At 70.1% G+C, this 18,826-nt stretch carries 16 protein-coding genes and 3 pseudogenes; 12 read left to right on the top strand and 7 right to left on the bottom strand.

From position 1 onward, the window contains the following. Positions 1 to 111 precede the first annotated feature (111 nt). The 8 genes from OG252_RS51865 (at position 112) to OG252_RS51830 (ending at position 10,348) form a co-directional block, all read left to right on the top strand. Entirely contained in the window at positions 112 to 378 is a 267-nt protein-coding gene (locus tag OG252_RS51865) for a hypothetical protein (RefSeq protein ID WP_329332707.1), read from the top strand. Between the two features lie 11 nt (positions 379 to 389). Continuing rightward, the gene (locus OG252_RS51860) at positions 390 to 1,409 is read left to right on the top strand and encodes a helix-turn-helix domain-containing protein (protein WP_329332709.1); all 1,020 of its coding nucleotides are present in this window, start codon (positions 390 to 392) and stop codon (positions 1,407 to 1,409) included. A 178-nt stretch (positions 1,410 to 1,587) separates the two neighbouring features. Next, positions 1,588 to 2,964 (top strand): DNA-binding protein, encoded by a 1,377-nt coding sequence (locus tag OG252_RS51855; protein ID WP_329332710.1) that lies wholly within the window; start codon positions 1,588 to 1,590, stop codon positions 2,962 to 2,964. Between the two features lie 116 nt (positions 2,965 to 3,080). Beyond that, positions 3,081 to 4,013, top strand: coding sequence for a TnsA-like heteromeric transposase endonuclease subunit (locus OG252_RS51850; RefSeq protein WP_443068372.1), 933 nt, complete (start codon positions 3,081 to 3,083; stop codon positions 4,011 to 4,013). Then, positions 4,010 to 6,130 carry a transposase gene (locus OG252_RS51845; protein WP_329332712.1) on the top strand — a complete coding sequence of 707 codons (2,121 nt, stop codon included), beginning with the start codon at positions 4,010 to 4,012 and terminating at the stop codon, positions 6,128 to 6,130. The genes OG252_RS51850 and OG252_RS51845 overlap by 4 nt, the downstream gene beginning before the upstream one ends. Positions 6,131 to 6,234: 104 nt before the next feature. Continuing rightward, the gene (locus OG252_RS51840) at positions 6,235 to 7,218 is read left to right on the top strand and encodes a TniB family NTP-binding protein (RefSeq protein WP_329345046.1); all 984 of its coding nucleotides are present in this window, start codon (positions 6,235 to 6,237) and stop codon (positions 7,216 to 7,218) included. A gap of 7 nt (positions 7,219 to 7,225) precedes the next feature. Continuing rightward, on the top strand, positions 7,226 to 7,858 hold the full coding sequence (locus OG252_RS51835; protein WP_329332714.1) for a hypothetical protein: 633 nt from the start codon (positions 7,226 to 7,228) through the stop codon (positions 7,856 to 7,858). 429 nt (positions 7,859 to 8,287) lie between these two features. Further along, entirely contained in the window at positions 8,288 to 10,348 is a 2,061-nt protein-coding gene (locus OG252_RS51830; protein ID WP_329332717.1) for a glycoside hydrolase, read from the top strand. Positions 10,349 to 10,479: 131 nt separating this feature from the next. Here OG252_RS51830 and OG252_RS51825 read toward each other — a convergent pair whose 3' ends face one another. From OG252_RS51825 to OG252_RS51815, 3 genes and pseudogenes are all read right to left on the bottom strand, one after another. Then, positions 10,480 to 10,710, bottom strand: coding sequence for a hypothetical protein (locus OG252_RS51825; RefSeq protein ID WP_329332719.1), 231 nt, complete (start codon positions 10,708 to 10,710; stop codon positions 10,480 to 10,482). A gap of 42 nt (positions 10,711 to 10,752) precedes the next feature. Next, complete coding sequence (locus tag OG252_RS51820; RefSeq protein WP_329332721.1) at positions 10,753 to 10,896, bottom strand: hypothetical protein; 144 nt, start codon at positions 10,894 to 10,896, stop codon at positions 10,753 to 10,755. Between the two features lie 1,038 nt (positions 10,897 to 11,934). Continuing rightward, positions 11,935 to 12,489, bottom strand: a pseudogene (locus OG252_RS51815) (telomere-associated protein Tap); the annotation flags it as partial. 563 nt (positions 12,490 to 13,052) lie between these two features. On the opposite strand from OG252_RS51815, the gene OG252_RS51810 reads away from it, so the two are divergent. Both OG252_RS51810 and OG252_RS51805 read left to right on the top strand, forming a co-directional pair. Beyond that, positions 13,053 to 13,211, top strand: coding sequence for a hypothetical protein (locus tag OG252_RS51810; protein ID WP_329332723.1), 159 nt, complete (start codon positions 13,053 to 13,055; stop codon positions 13,209 to 13,211). 99 nt (positions 13,212 to 13,310) lie between these two features. After that, positions 13,311 to 13,982 (top strand): class F sortase, encoded by a 672-nt coding sequence (locus OG252_RS51805; RefSeq protein ID WP_406498733.1) that lies wholly within the window; start codon positions 13,311 to 13,313, stop codon positions 13,980 to 13,982. A gap of 335 nt (positions 13,983 to 14,317) precedes the next feature. Here OG252_RS51805 and OG252_RS51800 read toward each other — a convergent pair whose 3' ends face one another. Then, positions 14,318 to 14,965 carry a lamin tail domain-containing protein gene (locus OG252_RS51800; RefSeq protein ID WP_329332725.1) on the bottom strand — a complete coding sequence of 216 codons (648 nt, stop codon included), beginning with the start codon at positions 14,963 to 14,965 and terminating at the stop codon, positions 14,318 to 14,320. Between the two features lie 711 nt (positions 14,966 to 15,676). On the opposite strand from OG252_RS51800, the pseudogene OG252_RS51795 reads away from it, so the two are divergent. Together OG252_RS51795 and OG252_RS51790 are read left to right on the top strand one after the other, a co-directional pair. Beyond that, positions 15,677 to 16,231 (top strand): annotated as a pseudogene (locus tag OG252_RS51795) (HAD family hydrolase); the annotation flags it as partial. Further along, positions 16,231 to 16,635 (top strand): annotated as a pseudogene (locus OG252_RS51790) (ATP/GTP-binding protein); the annotation flags it as partial. The pseudogenes OG252_RS51795 and OG252_RS51790, both read left to right, overlap by 1 nt. Positions 16,636 to 16,951: 316 nt before the next feature. On the opposite strand, the gene OG252_RS51785 reads toward OG252_RS51790, so the two are convergent. The 3 genes from OG252_RS51785 to OG252_RS51775 form a co-directional block, all read right to left on the bottom strand. After that, complete coding sequence (locus OG252_RS51785) at positions 16,952 to 17,788, bottom strand: protein kinase domain-containing protein (protein WP_329345436.1); 837 nt, start codon at positions 17,786 to 17,788, stop codon at positions 16,952 to 16,954. Between the two features lie 70 nt (positions 17,789 to 17,858). Then, positions 17,859 to 18,302 carry a hypothetical protein gene (locus OG252_RS51780; RefSeq protein ID WP_329345044.1) on the bottom strand — a complete coding sequence of 148 codons (444 nt, stop codon included), beginning with the start codon at positions 18,300 to 18,302 and terminating at the stop codon, positions 17,859 to 17,861. 249 nt (positions 18,303 to 18,551) lie between these two features. Beyond that, entirely contained in the window at positions 18,552 to 18,794 is a 243-nt protein-coding gene (locus OG252_RS51775; protein ID WP_266447931.1) for a hypothetical protein, read from the bottom strand. Between the last annotated feature and the right edge of the window lie 32 nt (positions 18,795 to 18,826).

Genomic DNA, 18,826 nt, shown 5'->3' with positions numbered 1-18,826 from the left:
TGCAAGCGGTGACGCCAATCGCCCTTGCGCCAAAGGGATTTGCAGCCAGTAGCAGCTCACCCGCCCCGGAATCGCCGCGCCTTGGCCCCGGGGCTGCTGAAAGGACTTCGCATGTCGATCGACAGCACCCGTGCGCCTCGCACCGAGGCCAGCCAGACGGATCCCCTCCCCCGTTTCGGTGCGCCGCAAGCGTTCACCGCCGTCTCCTTCCCCGTCCTGGGAAGCATCCTGCACGTCACCGGGATGCCACTGCAGGACGTCTTCATCCTGCTGGGGGGCTGTGGCGCCCTGGGCGTCGCGGCGATCGCCGCCGGCGGCGGCCGCCGCCGCCTTGCCGGGCTGGCCAGCGCGGTCCTGCGCGCCACGGCCGGGAAGTAGGCGGCCGCCGTATGGGACGCAGAGACAAGCCCGTGGACCACAGCCGACCTGCCCGCGGACGGCTGGCCGAGCACCTGCGCCAGTGGCGGGAAACGGCCGGCATCACATACGAGACGCTGGCCCGCCGGACGGGGCTATCGCCGGCCACATTGAAGCGGGCTGCCTCCGGGACCGTGGTTCCCAAACGTGCGACGGCCGAGGCGTATGTGGAGGGCTGCGACGGCGGCCAGGAGGCGGTGCGGGCCGCGGGCGCCCTGTGGCGCGAGGCCCGCGTCGAAGAACGCGGCCGGCTGGCGCAACTGCGGGCTCCGAGGCCCGAACTCATCGCGGACGCTGCCGACTTGAGCCGGGCACTGGAGGTGGTGTGGGAGCAGGCGGGTGCCTTGAGTCTGCGTGAGATCAGGGAACGTTCGGGCAACCCGCTGGCTCTGCCAGTCAGCAGCGCCGCCCGCATCGTTAACCGCAACACCATCCCGGCCGACGTCCAGCAGCTGCAGGCCTTCCTGACCGGCTGCGGCGTCCCGCTCGAGCAGCACACCGCGTGGACGGCCGCCTTCACCAGGATCAGCAGCGCCTCCGCTGCGGCCACGGCCGCGCAGGAAGTGCCGGACGAGTGGAACGCCCTTCGCCGTCAGGCCGCCCTGCGCCGCCTGCAGCGCCTGACATCCGCCCGGCCGGCACCCGAGCAGAGTCCGGCTGTCCGCGAGCAGCAGTGGAAGCATTTCTTGTCGCTGCTGCCGTCCGCCACGGTCGAGGAGATCATCGCAGGCGGGGTGAAGGGCTACTTGGCATCCGAAGCGGCCCGCAACGGCAGGACACACCGGGAGCAGCCCCTGCTGCCGGCTCTGTCGCTCGCTCACGACGACATGCAGACCGTGTTCGCCGGGGAGTCCACGCCGATGAACACCGAAGGAGGCCGGTCGGGCGCCGGCGGGGCAGCGAAGACGAAGGGGCCGCGCCGACCGTCCGGCCGCGCAGGTCGCCCCGCAGCACGGGCGCAGGTCCCGACCGTCGTGCGGGTCGCGTCCTGACCGGCCGCAGCAGGCAGCCGGCCGCGGCCGCACCCTCATGTGCGTGGGCATGCCGATGCTCGCTCAGGGACGTCACGCGCCGAACGCATCAGCCCAGGAAGGGTGACGAAACGTGGGGAACGGCCCCGGCACAGCCCATGGCAGCGGCCATCGCTGCGGAGTGGTTCGCGTCGCCCCCTTGGCCACGGAGACGACCTCGTCGCTGATCTGCCGCATCGCGAGCCTCTACGGGATGGAAGCGAAGGCGTTGCGGTCGTGCTGGCACTGGCGCAACTACCCGCCGGGGCACGACGGCGGGGGCGCGCGGGCCGATGCCGAGGTGCTGCTGAACGCAGCCGGACGGCAGCTCCTGGCAGGCCTGTGCGGCGTCGAGGAAGACGTCCTGGCGCGGGCGCTGCCGTCCTGGGGGCAGGAGGACGCCAAACTGCCGGCCGGACAGGACGCCGGGCCCGCGGCTGCGTGGCGGATCGGCGGCGCACTCGCCGGGCCGGTGACGTTCGGCTGCCGCCTGTGCACCGCCCGGCGCACCGGGACGGCGGTGCGGGTGGTGCGGTATGCGCAGCGCTGGCAGCGGGTGTGTGTCCGGCACGGGTGGTGGCTCCTGGACGCGGACGCCGACCAGCCCCTGGAGCACCTCGATCTGCGCGGCGTGCCGGAAGTCGCCGCGGCGCAGCGGCGGTGGACCGGGGTGGCACGGCGGGCGCTGCGCGCCGGGGCCCAGCCGGAGCGGGTGTTCGCGCTGGCCCACGCGGTGGTGGCCCGGTGGTGGGAGCAGACCCTTGTCTGGCAACAGGAGACGATCTGGCCGCACCGGCTGCACCAGGTCGCCGGTGGCAACGCCGGGAAGGATCTGGAGCGGTGGCGGATCGTGGGGCGGGACGCGGCCATCTTCCCCGAGGTGATGGCCGTCGCTGACGCGCTGCTGGACCCGGCCATGGCTCAGCTCGCGTGGATCGACAGCGGCGCCCTCAAGCCGCGGCCGCTGCCCGCCGACGGGATGTTCTGCCGCCGGCTCGGCGAGCGCGTGGACCGCCCGTGGCTGGGACCGCTCGCCGCGACCGACTACGGCAGCCCGCTGACCAACTGGATGGGCGCCGTCATCCGCCTTCGCCGCGGCGAAGGCGGACCTCCCGGATACGACAACGACCCCTGGTGGCTGCGCCAGGAACACCAGCCCGCCACCATCGCCGGACAACTGCGCCTGCTGGGCAAGGAGAAGAAGACACCCGGCTCGGCACGAACGTGGCGGGCAGCGGTGCCCGCCGAACAGCGCGCCCTGATCACCCGAGCGATCGAGAGCGCCGAAGAACAGCTGATCCAGCTGCGCGGCGCTCAGTACGGCAAGACCGCCGACGCCGCACAGCAGTTGCTGCGCAACCTCGGCCACGCCGCCACACTGATCGACCAGGCCCTACGGGAGAGCGCAGCAGCAGCCCTCACGGCCGGGATGGCACTGGAGGATCTGGCGCAATGGGCCCGCCTGCCAGCCGACGTCCTGGCGGATGTGCTCGTGGCTGATCACAACGAATGGCCAGCCGTGGAGCGGTGGGTGTGATCAGGAGGCGACGGATGTGCGAACCGTCCTTGCACAGCAGCTCATTGCCCGTCGCTGCGTGATCAATATCCGTGAAGCAGCCCGCGCCCCAGGCAGGGCGGGCTTGGCTGGGGTACGTGGGCAGCAAGGACGCAGCGGCCGCAGCGGGCGGCCGCTCACAGCACGCGCAGACGGATACCGGGGCCGGGTGGGAGGCGGTCTTCGTCGACCCCATCGGGCAGGTGGTGCAGCAGCGGTGGGCGGACGCGGTCCTGGCGGTGGCCTTCGAGGAGCTGGAGCCGGTGTCGGCGTTCCCGGTGGTGCCGGGGCGGCGGTGGGGGCCCGGCCAGTGGTGGTCGGCCACGACCGGCCGGCATGTGTCCTGCGGGTCGGCCGCGATGCGGGCGCAGCTGACGGTGCTGGACCGCGACCCCGAGGTGGTCGGCCTGGCCGGGCGGCCGGTGCGTCTGCTGTGGCGGGACGGGAGCGGCCAGGTGCGTTCATGGGTGCCGCAGCTCTTCGCCCGCTACCGCGACGGCACCGCTGTGCTGGCCGACTGTCCCAGCCGCCCGGAGGCCGGCGGTGACCGGGCCCGGAAGGCCGCGAAGGTCCTTAAGGCCGCGTGCGCGCAGGCCGGCTGGAGCTACCAGCGCCTTGAGCCACTGGATGAGACGCGTTCGGCGAATCTGAAATGGCTGGCCGGCTACCGCCACCCCCGCAACGCCGGCCGTCCCCCTCTCGCGGCCGCCGTACGTGAGGCGTTCGCACAGCCGCGGCCGCTGCTCGAGGGCGCCGAAGCGGCCGGCGACCCGATCGAAGTCCTGCCCGCCGTCTTCCACGCCCTGTGGCACGGGCACCTCACCACGCCCCTGGACGTGCCGCTGCATGAGCGGGCCCTCGTCAGCCCCAGCCCCGGTGCCGGCACCGGCACCGGCAGTGAAGGATGTCCGCCCGGCACCGGGAGCCTCGCCTCCAGCAGCGCGTCGGCGGCAGGTGACCGCCACGCGGCAAACGGCGCCGGCGGCTCGGCGCCCAGAACCGGCGGCCGCCATCGCGGGGACGGGCGGTGAGCGGACGGCGCGGTGGCAGGCCGGTCCTCGAAGTCGGCGCGCACGTCCGCTTCCGTGACCGCGCCTGGCAGGTGGTCGCCCTGGCCGGGCAACAGGTCCACCTGGCCGGTGAGAGCGGAGACGAGGAGCGGGTGCTGGCCGGGCACCTGTTCGCCGATGCGTCCTTCTGCCTCGTGGGGGCCGAGATGCCCCAGGCGGTGACGCGGTGGGGGCTGTTCGAGACCGCGCCCGAGGACGCGCGCCGCAGGGCGCTGGCCTGGCAGCGGCACATCCGCGAGGTGGAGTCCGGTCTGCCCGGCGGGCCCGAGAGCGGTTCGGTGCCCCGGGCCGAGTACGACCCTGCCCGGTTCACGCTCGCCCAGCGCGAGAAGGCCAAAGCCGCGGAGCTGACCGCGATCGGCTTCGGGCCCGTTTCGCGCACCACGGTGCAGCGCATGCGCCTGGCCTACCGCAAACAGGGCCTGTGGGGTCTGGTCGACCACCGCACCACCCGCCGCCCCCTCCCCACCGGGCGCACCGACGAGAGGGTCATCGCCGCGATCGAGGAAGCACTGCGCCGCCAGCGCGGCCGCTCCAAGGGCACCGTCAAAGGCCTGAACCCCCTGGTCACGCAGATCCTGACCGACCGGCACGGCCGCGACACTGTGCCGATGCCCTCCCAGGCCACCTTCTACCGGCTCGTGAACCAGCTCGCCCATCCCGCCGAACACCCCCACCGCCCCGCCCGCGCCCTCAACACCCCGGCCGGCAGGCGGGCCTTCACCCCGACCGTGGCGCTGCGGCCGGGCGAGCAGGTACAGGCCGACACCACCCGCCTGGACGTGATGGCCGTCTTCGACGACGGCACCACCGGACGGCCCGAACTCACGATCGCCGTCGACGTCGCCACCCGAGCCATCCTCGCCGCCGTCCTGCGCCCGGCCGGCACCAAGGCCGTGGATGCCGCCCTGCTGCTCGCCGAGATGGCCGTCCCGCACCCGGCCCGCCCCACCTGGCCCGACGCCTTGCGCCTCGCCCACACTCCGCTCCCCCAGCTCCAGCGGCTGCTGAGCCTGGACGAACGCCTTCAGGGCGCGGCGGCCCGGCCGGTGGTGGTGCCCGAGACGATCGTCGTCGACCGGGGCAAGATCTACCTGTCCGCGGCGTTCACCGCCGCCTGCGAAACCCTCGGCATCAGCGTCCAGCCCACCCCGCCCCACGCCCCCGCCGCCAAAGGCATCGTCGAACGCACCTTCGGCACCATCAACGCCCTGCTGTGCCAGCACCTGCCCGGCTACACCGGCTACGACGTCACCCGCCGCGGACCCGACGCCGAAACCGAGGGATGCTTCAGCGTCCCCCAGCTGCAGGACCTGCTGGACGAATGGCTGATCCACTACCACCACCGCCCCCACGAAGGCCTGCGCCACCCCACCCTGCCCAAAAAAGCCCTGACCCCGAACCAGATGTGGGCCGCCCTCATCGCCGTCACCGGCCACGTGCCCCTCCCGTTGAGCGGCAGCGACTACCTCGAACTGCTGCCGGTGCGCTGGCAGGCCATCACCCAGCGCGGCATCCGCATCGACCACCGCACCTACGACGCGGACGTCCTGGCCCCCTACCGCGGCCAGCCCTCCCCCATCACCTCCCGCGGCGGCAAGTGGGAGATCCACACCAACCCCCACGACGCCCGCCAGGTCTTCATCCGCCTGCCCGACGGACACCTGACCGAGATCCCGTGGATCCACCGCGACCACATCCACCAGCCCTTCAACAGCGCCACCTGGCAGCACGTCAAAACCGTCACCGCCCGCCACGGCGACCGCGACACCCACGAAGCCGACCTCGCCGACGCCCTCGACCAGCTCATGCGCCGCGCCCACACCGGCACCGCCACCCCCGGCGAACAGCGCCTGATCACCCGCAGCGCACCGCTGAAAACACCCCCGACCGCAGCCACCCCCCACCCTCCCATCCCGCAGCAGGCCGACGGCCGGGACGACGACAGCCTCGACGAACTCGACGACCTGCCCGACGACGCAGAGCAAACCGACGGCGAGGACGAACCCGGCGATGCCCCCGTGCCGTACACCGGACTCGGCCTCTACGACGCAGCCCAGGAAGCCCTCAACTGGTGACCACCCGCCCGCACATCACCACCGCCGGCCCGGCAAACAAGCCTGCCCGCACACGCGCCGACGGCCCCTGGCCGGACGCCCATGACAACGAACCCGAGTGGCCGATCACCACCTGGCAGGGCTGGCAGGACTTCGCCACCACCCCTCCCCCCACCCCGCCCCAGCCCGGCGACACCCCGCGCAGCACGGAAGAACGCCTCGCCTACCACTCCGCGTTCGTCACCGTCCGCACCCCCGCCATCAACACCCTCGCCACCCAGGTCCGCACCCTGATGCTGCTCGGCCGCCACCAGCAGACCACCGCCCGGCCTTCACTGATCGTCACCGGCCCCGCCGCGGCCGGGAAAACAACCGCCCTCCTCGAAGTCGGGCGCACCTGCCACCTCGCCCACACCCGCAACCACCCCGCCCCGCCCGGACGCGCCCACCAGCAGGTGCCGGTCGCGTACCTGCTGGTGCCGCCCGGCGCCACCGCCAAGACCCTCGCCACCGAATTCGCCCGCTACCTCGGCATCCCCGTCACCACCCGCATGACCCAGACCCAGATCACCGAGGCCGTCTGCCACACCTACACCCAAGCCGGCGTCCGTCTGATCCTCATCGACGAGATCCACCGCCTCAACCCCCGCACCACCACCGGCGCCGAAGCCGCCGACCTCCTCAAAGACCTCACCGAACGCATCAGAGCGACCTTCGTCTACACCGGCATCGACGTCGCCTCAACCCCACTGTTCACCGGAGTCCGCGGCGCCCAACTCGCCGGCCGCGCCAGCCTCATCACCTGCGGCCCCCTCCCCGCCCGCCACGGAAACACCCGACCCTTCACCGACCTCATCACCGACATGGAGAACGCCCTCGACCTCCAGCAGCACACACCCGGCACACTCCCCCGCCACGCCACCTACCTCCACCAACGCACCGCCGGCCGCATCGGAAGCCTCGCCCGCCTCCTCCGCCAAGCAGCCATCACCGCCATCTGCGACGGCACCGAACGCATCACCAAAAAAACACTCGAAGCCATCCAGCTCGACCACCTCGCCGAAGAAGCAAGCCGCCCCCGCACCCGCACGCCAGCCACACCGGCATGATGCGGACGTGACGAAGAGCGCTGAGACGCCCCATGACGAAGACTTCACCGCCCTCTACGGCCGGGTGTGGGACGTCCTGATTCCCGCCCGCGCCGGCTACCTCGCCGCCGTCTCACCCCACTACGACGAGGTCTTCCACGAGGTCGCGCAGCGCACCGAACACAGCGGCAGCCTCGGCAAGACAGACATCGCAGCCCTCGTCGTCTGGAAACGGCTGACCGCACAGACCCGCTGGGCAACAGACCTCATGTCCCTGCCCGACACTCACGTACGAGCCGTCACCGAGCGGGCCGTCACCGCCGTCCGCGACACCGCCCTCACCCCTGGCGAAGCCGCCCGCACAGGACGCGGCATCATCTGGGAACTGCCCGGCTTCCGCACCGGCGACGCCCTCGCCTCAGCCATCCTCACCGCAGCAGCACCCCAGCGGATGGCCGTCTACGACCGCCGCGTCCAACACGCCCTGGACACCCTCGGCCTCACCCTCACCCCCACGCCGGGACGCTACGGCCGCTACCTCCAACTCCTCGACGACCTCCTCAAGCACGGCGCAGCACCCGCCGACGGCTGGAGTGCACGCGACATCGACACCGCCCTGTACCAGACGGGCGCCAACCCCCACCCACCAACAAGGGCATAGACCCGCCCAATCAGCAGCGACGCACACCCAACAACCCGATGACCAGCACAAACCCGCACCAGCCCTTTAAATGCCAGACACCATCACCAACACCACACCACCGTTATCAACAACGCCAACAACCCCAGACCAGACGCCCCCTCACCACCGCCAAAGCATCCCGAACAAAGTCCCTTCCCTTCTCATAAAACCCACAACACCCCAGCTCACAGCCCACACGCCACACCAACTGTGAACCTCTCAATCACAGCTCGACTACGCAACTTTCGGTCCCGGCAGACTCCTTGACCGCCGAGATCCGCACCGTGTAGACATCACGCCTACTGGATGTTTACGTAAACATACCGCCTCCCCGACCCCCACCACGCAGGCCCCGATCTCTGTGTCCCGCCGGGACGCGCGGCGCACAGAAGAGCTGGAGTACTCGAGATGGCACACCCCACCCGTAGGAGAAGGCTCCTGGGCATCGGCATCACAGCCCTCGCCACCGGGACCGTCCTGGCCGCCACCTCGGTGCCGGCCGCGCCCGCGGAGCCGACCGCCACCGCCTCGGTCACCGTCCGGCCCGACCCCTCCTACCAGCAGGAGAGGTTCGAGGGCTGGGGCACGAGCCTGGTCTGGTTCGCCAACGCCACCGGCGACTACCCGCCCGCGGTACGCGAGAAGCTGGCCCAGCTCCTCTTCGGGGACGACGGCCTGGCCCTCAACATCGCCCGCTACAACATCGGCGGCGGCAACGCCCCGGACGTCAAGGACTACCTGCGCGCCGGCGGCGCGGTCGAGGGCTGGTGGAAGGCTCCGGCCGGCACCACCCGCGAGGACGTCGACTGGTGGGACGCCGACGACCCCGCCGACTGGAACAACAAGGCCGACAAGACGCAGCGGTGGTGGATCGACCGCATCAAGAAGGACATCACCCACTGGGAGACGTTCAGCAACTCGCCGCCGTGGTTCATGACCGAGAGCGGGTACGTCTCCGGCAACTTCGACGCGGGCAAGGACCAGCTGAAGACCGAGTCCGTGGAGGACTTCGCCAAGTACCTGGTGGGGGCTACCGAGCGCCTGGAGAAGGCGCACGGCATCAAGGTCGACACGCTCGACCCGTTCAACGAGCCGAACACCAGCTACTGGGGCACCAAGCTCGGTGCGGACGGCGAGCCCGTCGGCGGCCGGCAGGAGGGCGCCCACATCGGCCCCGAGCTCCAGCAGAAGGTGATCCGCGCACTGGCCCCGACCCTGGAGGCGTCCAGGACGAACGCGGAGACCTCCGCGATGGACGAGACCAACCCGGGCCTGTTCGCCACCAACTGGAACTCCTACCCCCAGGAGGTCCGCGACCTCGTCGGCCAGATGAACGTTCACACCTACGGCACCGGCCAGCGCACCACCGTGCGTGACCTGGCCAAGGCCGCGGACAAGCCGCTGTGGATGAGCGAGGTCGAGGGCGACTGGGGCGACGGCCAGAGCTTCACGGACATGCGGCCCGGCCTGGGCCTGGCCCAGCGCATGGTCGACGACCTGCGTGAACTGGAGCCCAGCGCCTGGGTGTTCTGGCAGCCCGTCGAGGACTACGACAACATGAAGCCCGGCGGTGAGTCCGCGAAGGGCGGCAACTGGGGCGAGATCCAGCTCCCGTTCAGCTGCACGTCCGCGGACACCCTCAAGACCTGCCCGATCTACACGAACACGAAGTTCGACACGGCCCGCAACTTCACCCACTACATCAAGCCCGGCGACCGGCTGATCAAGACGGACGACACCTCCAGCACCGCGGCCATCTCCAAGAAGGGCAACGCGGCGACGGTCGTCCACGTCAACAGCACCACCGAGGCGCGCGATGTCACGCTCGACCTGTCGAAGTTCGGCCGGATCTCCTCCCACGCCACCGTCACCCCGGTGGTGACCAGCGCCGACGGCAAGCTGGAGAAGCAGAGGCCCGTCCGGGTCACCGGCCAGCAGGCGACCCTCACCGTGCCCGCCCAGTCGGTGACGTCCTTCCTCGTCAAGGGAGTCTCCGGCGTCGCCAAGGACGCGGCCGAGCTGCGCAAGGGCCACACCTACCGGCTGACCGGCGTCCAGAGCGGCAAGGACCTCACCATCGCCGACAACGGCACCGGCCTCGTCATCAAGAGCGCCGACTCCACCGACCCCAGCGGTCAGCAGTGGCGCCTGGAGCGGATCACCGGCACCGACAACCGCAAGCGGTACACCTTCAGCGAGGCCGCCGAGGACAAGCGGCTCGCCGTCCGGGACGGCGCCCTGGTGGCAGAGCCCTCCGAAGGCCGCCCCGACAGCGCCGCCCAGTGGATCATGTCCACCACCGGCGACGGCACCTGGACCCTCGTCAACGCCGCCACCGGCCGACTCGCGGACGTCAACGGCCAGTCCACGAACGAGGGAGCCGGCGTGGGCGTATGGCTGGCGAACTCCGGCACCAACCAGCGCTGGAAGGTGACGGACGTGACGACCGCCGCCGCGCAGACCGAGTAACACACCCGCCCACCGGCACCCACCCGCCACTCTCCACCCCTCACCTACGACGCCCCCGCCCCTCACCGCCGTGTCCCGGCGGCGAGGTCTCGGGGGCGTCGTCCCATCTGGGGGAGGCTGCCACGAGAGGTTCAGCCGTGCTGGAACTTAAGGGGCTGGGTGAGGGGTGCGAGCGTTCGATGTCCGTGGGCGCAGCTGAGCAGGTACAGCCCGGCCTGGAGGATGAGCGCGACGCGGTGCCTGAGTGGTGTGCCGATCAAGCCGTAGCAGATGTCGTTGCGCAGGTTCAGGCCGCGGTCGGGGTCGACGAGGAGAAGCTCCAGGGCCCGGCTCCAATCCGTGGGATACCTGGCGGCCGGCATGCTGCGGATGAGTCCGCCCAGCTGGTCGACGGTGCCGGGTGTCTACCCCTTGGCCACGGCGATGGCGCGCACTGCCTGGCCGTCGATGTGGTCGAGCACGGCCCGGGTCGCGGCGTCGTAGTCCCCGGGCCGGGCCGGCGGCGCCGGGGGGACGACCGGTACGACCGCTACCTGATCCTCTGTCATGACCCGTCCTGTTCGCCGGAGATGAGTCCGCTTCTGGACTCCGGATATGGGGAGCGTGAGCAGCAGCCGGAGAAGCGCCGGTATCCGGAGGTGGCGTGCACGCTGGAACGGGTCCACTACTACGACCAGGAGGCCGTGGAGGCGTTCTGGGCGGCCTGGCAGGAGGACGTCGGGACAGGTCGTCTGCAGGCGGCTGGACGGCGTAAAGGAGACGGCCGGGGCAACCAGGGAGGCGGACCCAGCCGCGCCCATCGCGACGAGGCCGTCGCCCATCGCCCTCGAGGAACTCCGGCAGGCCGGCGGAGACCGGCGCGGCATCGCCGCACAGCTGGCACGCCAGCACGGCGGCAGTGACCGCAGCTGGCAGCGGGCCGTGACTGAGGCCCGCGCCCTCTACGAGCCCGACACGCGTCAGGGGACCGGCGAGTCTGCCGCGCGCTGACCCCACGGCAGCCGCACTTGCCCCGCTCCCTTGCGGTGCGCCGGCCCCGCCGGTGCGAAGCCCGGAGGCCCCGCCGACGCGCAACAGGACGAGCAGACGCCCCGATCCCCCGGCCGCACGCCCCTTCCGCCGCCCGTCCCTCCCCTTCCCTTCTTTCTGTTCTGGGGTGACGCGGGGGTGTGCAGAGGGGGATGTCGGGCTCCCGACCACAGCCTGAAGGGTGTGGTGAGCTGCGGATACGTCGTCAGAAGCTGTTGCTCTATCGATCTTGGTGGGCGTGAGTTCGAGGTCGGCGCCTCGGTCGGGTGATCTCGTGGCCGGCCGGGCATGAAAGCGGGCCTCCCGCACAGCTCGTGGGTGTCGAATCCAACCGAGCAGCAGGAGGCCTCTGGTGCTGCAGTCTTCCGTGCCGGCGTCGATGTCGTCCAACTCGGCGTCCCTGTCGTGTGATTGTCTCGCTCACCGGTTCGGGAACGCCAGGGACCGGCCGTACAGGCGACCGAAGTATCCGTCCGACAGGAGCGACGCGGAGTGGGCCGTCATACGTGACGCGATGCCGGTTCCCGGCTGGCTCGAGGGCCGCGGCGGGCAACCGGGACCTTCACCCTCGACAGTTCGGCGTGGGACAGGTCGACCAACCCGGAGCCGGGCAGCTTCGCATCGAACACCGGCGCCTTGACGTGCCTCGGCGCACCGACGCCGACGATCAGGCCGTTGGCGCCGGCGGCGAAGGCCATGTTCACGTCGATGCCGACCAGATGCCGCAGCGTGCATTCGGCATCCGTCATCGGCCGCGCCCAGTCGTACGCCTCCTCGAACAGCTTCTCCCCGGGACCGCGGACATGGAAGCGCGGCAGATCCTTGAGGAGCGGGTGCCCGTCGGGGGCCTCGCACGGCGCGCAGTCGACCGGGTCCTTGCCCAGCGAGCCGGGGTTGTGCTCGGAGTGCCGCTTGCCGTCGGTGTCCGGCTCGGAGGCGCGGGTCGGCGGGTGCAGAGCGGTCATCAGCTCCAGACCGGTCACCGCGGTCGAACCACGCGGCGTCATCACCCGCGACGCGTACACGCCCAGCACGCGGGCGAGGTCCGCCGGCGGGAGCTTCCCGGCCTCGCCCCAGTGCCGGGCGTCCAGCGCGTTCCACGACGGGATGCACGCTGGCCTTCGTCACCGGTGCGGTGCATTCTTCCAATCTCTCCCTCGAAGCCGCTCACCTGCGTAAATGATCAAAGGACTGCGGTCGCTGGGTGTGGCCGAGTGACCCATCCGTCCGTATGCCGTGTTGCAGCCCTGACGGTCTGTCGGTTTTCTCATGAGCGGAGCACAACAACGGTGCCGCGCATTCCGGCCGGCCACTGCTTCCCCGGAGGAACTTCATGCGTATCAAGTGTGCAGGCGCCGGCATCGGTCTGGTTCTCGGTGCCGTCGGTCTGTCGAGCCCAGCCGCAGCAGCCGCGAGCGGCCCCACCAGTGATTCAGATGTCCACATCAGCACGAGACACGCCGCCCCAGGCTCCACCGTCCGCGTCAGCACCACAGCCTGTGGCTCGGAGACCTATGGGAAGGGCGAGGCCGAGGCAGGAGGCACGTTCCACCTCTTCCCAGGCGACCGCACGGGCGTACTGACCGGCGAATTCCAGGTGCCGAGTGGAACCGAGCCCGGTGCTTACACCGTCACTCTGAAGTGCCCGCCGCGAGTCAAAGTCACGGGCACGTACATGGTCGGCACCGGCAACCCCAGCGGTGCAGTCGATGCTGGTTTCGGGGCGGGCAACGACAAGGGCACACAGCTTGCCCTGGGGGCGGTGCTGCTCGCCGGAGCAGCCGCCGGAGGCGCGATCAAGATGCGCCGCCGCCCGGCCGGTGCCCGCACCTGACACTCTGCTCCATCGGCCCAGCCCCCGGGCCTGTGTCGGTCCGGGGGCTCGAGTCGCTCCCGTCACTCATTTCGGCCGCGAAGCAAAGGCGCTAGAGCAATGGCACCCGGCGACGAGCCCGTGGATCCTTCCTCCCCGTTCACCCCCTCCACCAAGTTCCTCGTCTGCACCCTGCTGACGGGCTTGATGCTGATGACCACGGCGCTCCGGGGCGGACAGCCTCCGCAACCTTCGACCGCGCAGTCCTTCTCCCCCTCCCTGCGGCCCGGTCCCAGCAGTACCGCACCGGCCCACCACCCCTCCGTGTCGGCGCTGCCTCCGTCTGATCCGGTGCGGCTGCGGGTCCCCGCCATCAGCGTGAATGCCCCCATGACGGAACTGACCCTCGACGAGACAGGAGCACTGCGCCCACCATCAGCAGATATGCCGGCCCTTGCCGGGTGGTACGGCGACGGCACGACTCCCGGCTCAGTGGGGACAGCCATCACGACGGGACATGTCGACACGCCGGAAGGACCCGGGGTTTTCTACCGGCTCGGAGCACTGGCCAAGGGCGACACCATCGAGATCACCCGGGCAGACCGGCGAACAGCGGTCTTCACGGTCGACGCCGTCGAGCTCTACGACAAGGAGGCGTTTCCGGACGAGAAGGTCTACGGCAGTTCCCCCTGGCCCGCATTACGCGTGATCACCTGTGGGGGTGAATACGCCGAAGAAACTGGCTACCAAGGCAATGTCGTCGTATTCGCAACGCTGACCGCGGTGACGTGACCACACCGAACCAGCCTGTTCGTCATGCCCCGCAGACGGAGGGCTGTAAGACGTTCGGCTCTGTTCCGTAGTCGGTGGTGACGGCTGGTGACGGGCGTCGTTGACGTTGTAAGCGATGGTCGGTCATCTGCCGCGAGATGAACGGTCCGAGCCGAGCTCGGGTGCACTGCGTGATGACCGGCTCTCCCGGCGGGCCGCGCCTGACCGGCGATGAAGGGCGCAGCGCCACGCGCACGGCTGCGGCGCGCCCGGCCGTCAAGGGGCCGGGCGCGCCGCCGTCTTGCAAGCGGGCCGGTGGCGTGTTCGGTCGTCACCGGCACGCGCGCGTGTGCGGGTCAGCCGTGGAAGCGGTCACCGTGGTGATGGCCGCGGTCACCGTGGTGCCCGCTGCGGTCACCGTGGTGCCCGCTGCGGTCGCCGTGGTGCCCGCTGCGGTCTCCGTGGTGCTCGCTGCGGTCGCCGTGTTCGCTGCGGTCGCTGCGGTCGCTGCGGCCGTGGTCGTGGTGGTCGCCGTGGTGGTGGCGGTCGCTGCCCCAGGAGGCGTCGTCGATGAAGCGGCCGCGGTGGTTGCGCAGGGTGGCGGTGTCGGAGTCGTTGTCCCACACGTAGTGGCGGCGGTCCTGGAAGAGGTCCGTGCGGGTGTCGCGGCCTTCGCCGGTGTGGATACGCACCGTGGCACGCCCGTCCAGGCGGTAGCCGTCGAAGGTGTAGGTGCGGCCGTCCTCGTCCGTGAGCGTCCACCCGTCCAGGTTCACGCTGTAGCGAGTGGTGTTGGACAGCTCCACCCACTCCTTGTTCAGAGAGCGGTTGGAGCGGTTGTCACGGCCCGGGGAGTCGTACTGCACGCTGCTGATCTCCACCCGCGTGCGGTCCGCACGCGGGTGGTCGGCGGCGGACGCCGGCAGCGCCACCGCCCCGATCACGGCAGCGGCCGCCAGCGGGACGGCAGCCAGACGACGGACAGTAACAGTCGAAACGGACACAAGGTCCTCCTGCAGGGTGCGGGCACCACCCCGCACGCGGCCCAGCAACGAGCCACGCGCGAGGACAGTGCGAGGGCGGGGAGCGGCCGGTCAGCCGCACACCCACACCCTGACCCCCGGCACACACCCGACCCACGACACACGAACCCTGTTACCAATTGCCCACATTCCTGTGACTCTCGACTGCAACATCCATCTACACACTGAATGCACCAATTTGACGGCCCGCCAGGCCGAGAAAGACGCACAGACCACGGCAGAGGCACCCGCCCCGCCACAGCCCGCCACCCCGCCAAAACCCCGCCCATCACCTGAAAGTGAGCAACAACCACACACATCCCACACCGACAGCCGCAGCATGACCGACCGTGTCGGCCTCACGCCGGGAGCCGTCCGGCAGCGAGCCTCATGACCGATGTCAGCGACTTTGATGTCACTCAAGTACTGCGGGGGCACCCGGCGGGACTTCTTCCTCAGGCCGAAGTCGAGGTAGACGCGCTCGGGGCGGGTCGGTGTCGGTGCCCCGGACCACCGGCGAGCCGCGGAGTGGAAGTCCTGCGGCACTGCCAGACAATCGATCTGGTCGCGGCCGGCAGCGATGAGCTGGGGCGCGGCGTCCGCCGCCCCGCCGGGGCTCGCCGACTGCTGGCCGCGGCGTCCGCCGTTGCTTGGTTCTCTGTCGCGCGATGCACGCCGTAGGCTCCCAGGGTGATTGAGACAGTGGTGCTGGATGTCGGAGAGACGATCACGCGGGACGACCGCTACTGGGCGTCGTGGGCTGACTGGTTGGGGGTCCCCCGTCACACTGTCTCGGCCCTCGTTGAAGCCGTCGTGGCGCAGGGCCGCGACAACGCCGATGCCCTCCGTCTCATCCGCCCCGGCATCGATGTCGCAGCCGAGTACCGCGCACGTGAAGTAGCCGGTCATGGCGAATATTTCGACGAGAGCGATCTGTACGACGACGTCCGACCGGCGCTGTCCGCGCTGCGCGGTCTGGGCGTGCGCGTGGTCATCGCCGGCAATCAGACCGCCCGGGCGGGTGAGCTGCTGCGTGGTCTGGATCTTCCGGCGGATGTGATCGCGACCTCCGGAGAGTGGGGGGTTGCCAAGCCGGAGCCGGAGTTCTTCCTCCGGGTGATGGAGGTGGCGCATGCTGGCCCCGGCGCGACGGTCTATGTCGGTGATCATCCGGTCAACGACATCTTCCCGGCAAAGGCTGCGGGGCTGCGTACGGCGCATCTGCGGCGTGGACCGTGGGGGTATTTGTCACCGAACGCCTCCCCGCCACGTTCGTCTACGCCGGCATCAACGTCACCGACACACCCCTGTTCACCGGCACCCGAGGCGCCCAACTCGCCGGCCGCGCCACCCTCATCAACTGCGGCCCCCTCCCCGCCCGCCACGGCCAACACCAACCCTTCCGCGACGTCATCACCGACATCGAAAACAACCTCGCCCTCCAACACCACAAACCCGGCACCCTCCCCCACCACGCCCCCTACCTCCACCAGCGCACCGCCGGCCGCATCGGATCCCTCACCCGACTCATCCGCCAAGCCGCCATCACCGCCATCCACGACGGAACCGAACGCATCACCAAGCAATCACTCGACGCCATCCGCCTCGACCACCTCGCCGAGCAACACAGCCGCCCCACCCAACGCCGCTAACCACACCCACCCAGCAAAACAGCCCTGACCAGCACAAACACCCGCCGGGCCTTTTCGCGCTACCGATACCTACAACGAGCCCAACCCCGCTCCACACAGAACACATAACCCCAGCTCACACACCCCGGCCTCCCCACCAAAGCCACCCACCTCGCCTCTCAGCGAACCAGCAACACACCAGGCCAGCCGCCGCTCCGTACACCAACAAGCCCCCCTCCAAGCGTCACCCGGATTGCTGTCCAGGCTGAGGGGTGGTCCGGTCTCTTGTTGTTGGCGTCCGCGCACGGGTGACGCGAGACGAGACGGGCCTTCGGGATCAGGTCAGGGCTTTGCCCACCTCATAGATGGTGGGCCGATCCTCCGGAGCATGGCTGAGCATCGCGTCGACCAGTTCGCCCAGCTCACCGGGCACCTTCACGGGGCGACGCAGACCGTTGGCCACTGCTTCTCGCTGCACGGGGCGGGGAGCGTCGTCCGGGTACTCGACCGCCCGCAAGCCGGTGGCGGAGATGAGCAGCGAGGCCCCGAGTGCGTAGATGTCGGCTTCCTGCGTCGGCTCCGCTTCCCCAGTGTCGAGCACGCTGCGCGCGATCTCCGGTGCTTCGTAGTGGACGAGGCAGCCGCGGAACGGGAAGTCGTACCCCTTGGGTACCTGTCCGCCCCGGGCCAGAGCGAGGTCGATGAGGTGCGTTCGTTCCGGCCCGATGATGAAGTGGGCGGGCTGCACATCACCATGGGCCCAGCCCCGTACGTGGAGATCAGCCAGGGCTTCGACACATCCCAGCGCCACGCTGGTGTGGGGTTCGATGGACGAGCCCTGTTTGCGGCATGGCTCCCACAGCCTGTAGAGGTCTGGCCCTTCGTGCCACGGCTGGAAGTTCCAAGTACCGCGCTCCCATTCGCCGTAGGCGATCTCATTGAGGCCGAGGCGATGCAGGACGGCGCCTTCGCGTGCGGGCGCGAAAGCAGTCCAAGGCTGAGCAGGCCACTGGGCCGTGGCCTCGATCGGATACCCGAGCTTCACGGCGTAGTGGCCCCGGTGGCTCTCCACCTCCCAGACCGTGGAGCCCCGGCGGTTGATGACCACACGCTGCGACGTGGGCATGAGCGCGTCGAGCACCACGATCGGCAGTTCAGGGGTTGGGCCGGACAAGGTCTCTTCTCCCTCCGGGCGGATGCGGCCGACCACGAGTCGAAGCCGGCCGCATCGCTGTTGTCGTGAGCTACGCCTGACCGTACGGTCGGCCGCAGTCCGAGTCGCACTGCGCGAGGTTCGTGCCGTCCACGGTCCACAGGTCGTCGAAGACCACGAACCCGGCCGCCTTCATTGCGCGAGCCGAGGCGGCGACCTTCTCCGGTTCGCGGCCTCCTCCACCGGGCATCGGGTTGTGGTGCAGGAAGCGGCCCGCGTACTGCTCGCACAGCAGGGCGTATTCCTTCGTGTGCAGGATGAGCGCGTGCAAGCCGAGGTCGACGTCGTCGGACGGAACCATGGGGACGGTGGCGGTGGCCGCCGTGGCCAGGAACGCGACCGCCTGGTCCGCGATCCGCTCAGCGCGCTCGGGGAACTTCCCGTGGTGGATGACCACGAAGCGGGCCAGGCTCTCGAACAGCTCTTCACCAGCCACCGCGCGACCGGTCTTGTGATCGTTCGCTGTTGCCGTCATGTGCAATCTCCTCAGGTGAGGTGGTGCGTGGCACGTACCACCCGTCCTGATCGCCGAGCTCGGCTCGTAGACGATCGGGAATCGGGCTTGGAGGCCGGCCCCGGACGGGAATGGGGAGACAGGCGATCGGCACCCGTCCGGGGCGGCCGGTCTACTGGCTGGTCCCGAGGGCCATCCCGATCACCAGACCGCACGAACCGCTGATGCAGATGATGAACAGGACCCCGGCATACCGGCCGATGGCGCGGATCACAGCGGGACCTGACTGTTGCCGTTCCGCACGGCCAGGCGTGCGCTCAGTTCCTCCCGCGCACTGGGTGCCACCACGTTGCCCGGCATGGCATCCCACTCCCTGCCGCCACGGACCGGCCGCATCTGCACGCGGCCACCGATCTCACCCATGACGACGCCGATACGTCCGGTGGCACTGTCCTTTGCCAGTTCACCGATGGCTGGTCTGGTCTGCTGATTGCTCGCCATGCACACGAGCATCGCGATTCGGGTACCCCCGCCAAAAGGTCCGG

The organism is Streptomyces sp. NBC_01352 (genome assembly GCF_036237295.1).
GTDB classification, from domain to species: domain Bacteria; phylum Actinomycetota; class Actinomycetes; order Streptomycetales; family Streptomycetaceae; genus Streptomyces; species Streptomyces plumbiresistens.
Note: the sequence above shows the minus strand (reverse complement) of the source record. Positions and strands in the feature narration are given on the sequence as shown.

Excerpts from the sequence above, each read along its gene's own strand:
- OG252_RS51825 (WP_329332719.1), bottom strand. The coding sequence starts at position 10,710 with ATGCCGGCCGCCAGGTATCCCACGGATTGGAGCCGGGCCCTGGAGCTT.
- OG252_RS51820 (WP_329332721.1), bottom strand. The coding sequence starts at position 10,896 with ATGACAGAGGATCAGGTAGCGGTCGTACCGGTCGTCCCCCCGGCGCCG.
- OG252_RS51780 (WP_329345044.1), bottom strand. The coding sequence starts at position 18,302 with ATGACGGCAACAGCGAACGATCACAAGACCGGTCGCGCGGTGGCTGGT.
- OG252_RS51805 (WP_406498733.1), top strand. The coding sequence starts at position 13,311 with ATGGCACCCGGCGACGAGCCCGTGGATCCTTCCTCCCCGTTCACCCCC.
- OG252_RS51775 (WP_266447931.1), bottom strand. The coding sequence starts at position 18,794 with ATGCTCGTGTGCATGGCGAGCAATCAGCAGACCAGACCAGCCATCGGT.
- OG252_RS51865 (WP_329332707.1), top strand. The coding sequence starts at position 112 with ATGTCGATCGACAGCACCCGTGCGCCTCGCACCGAGGCCAGCCAGACG.
- OG252_RS51810 (WP_329332723.1), top strand. The coding sequence starts at position 13,053 with ATGGTCGGCACCGGCAACCCCAGCGGTGCAGTCGATGCTGGTTTCGGG.
- OG252_RS51860 (WP_329332709.1), top strand. The coding sequence starts at position 390 with ATGGGACGCAGAGACAAGCCCGTGGACCACAGCCGACCTGCCCGCGGA.
- OG252_RS51830 (WP_329332717.1), top strand. The coding sequence starts at position 8,288 with ATGGCACACCCCACCCGTAGGAGAAGGCTCCTGGGCATCGGCATCACA.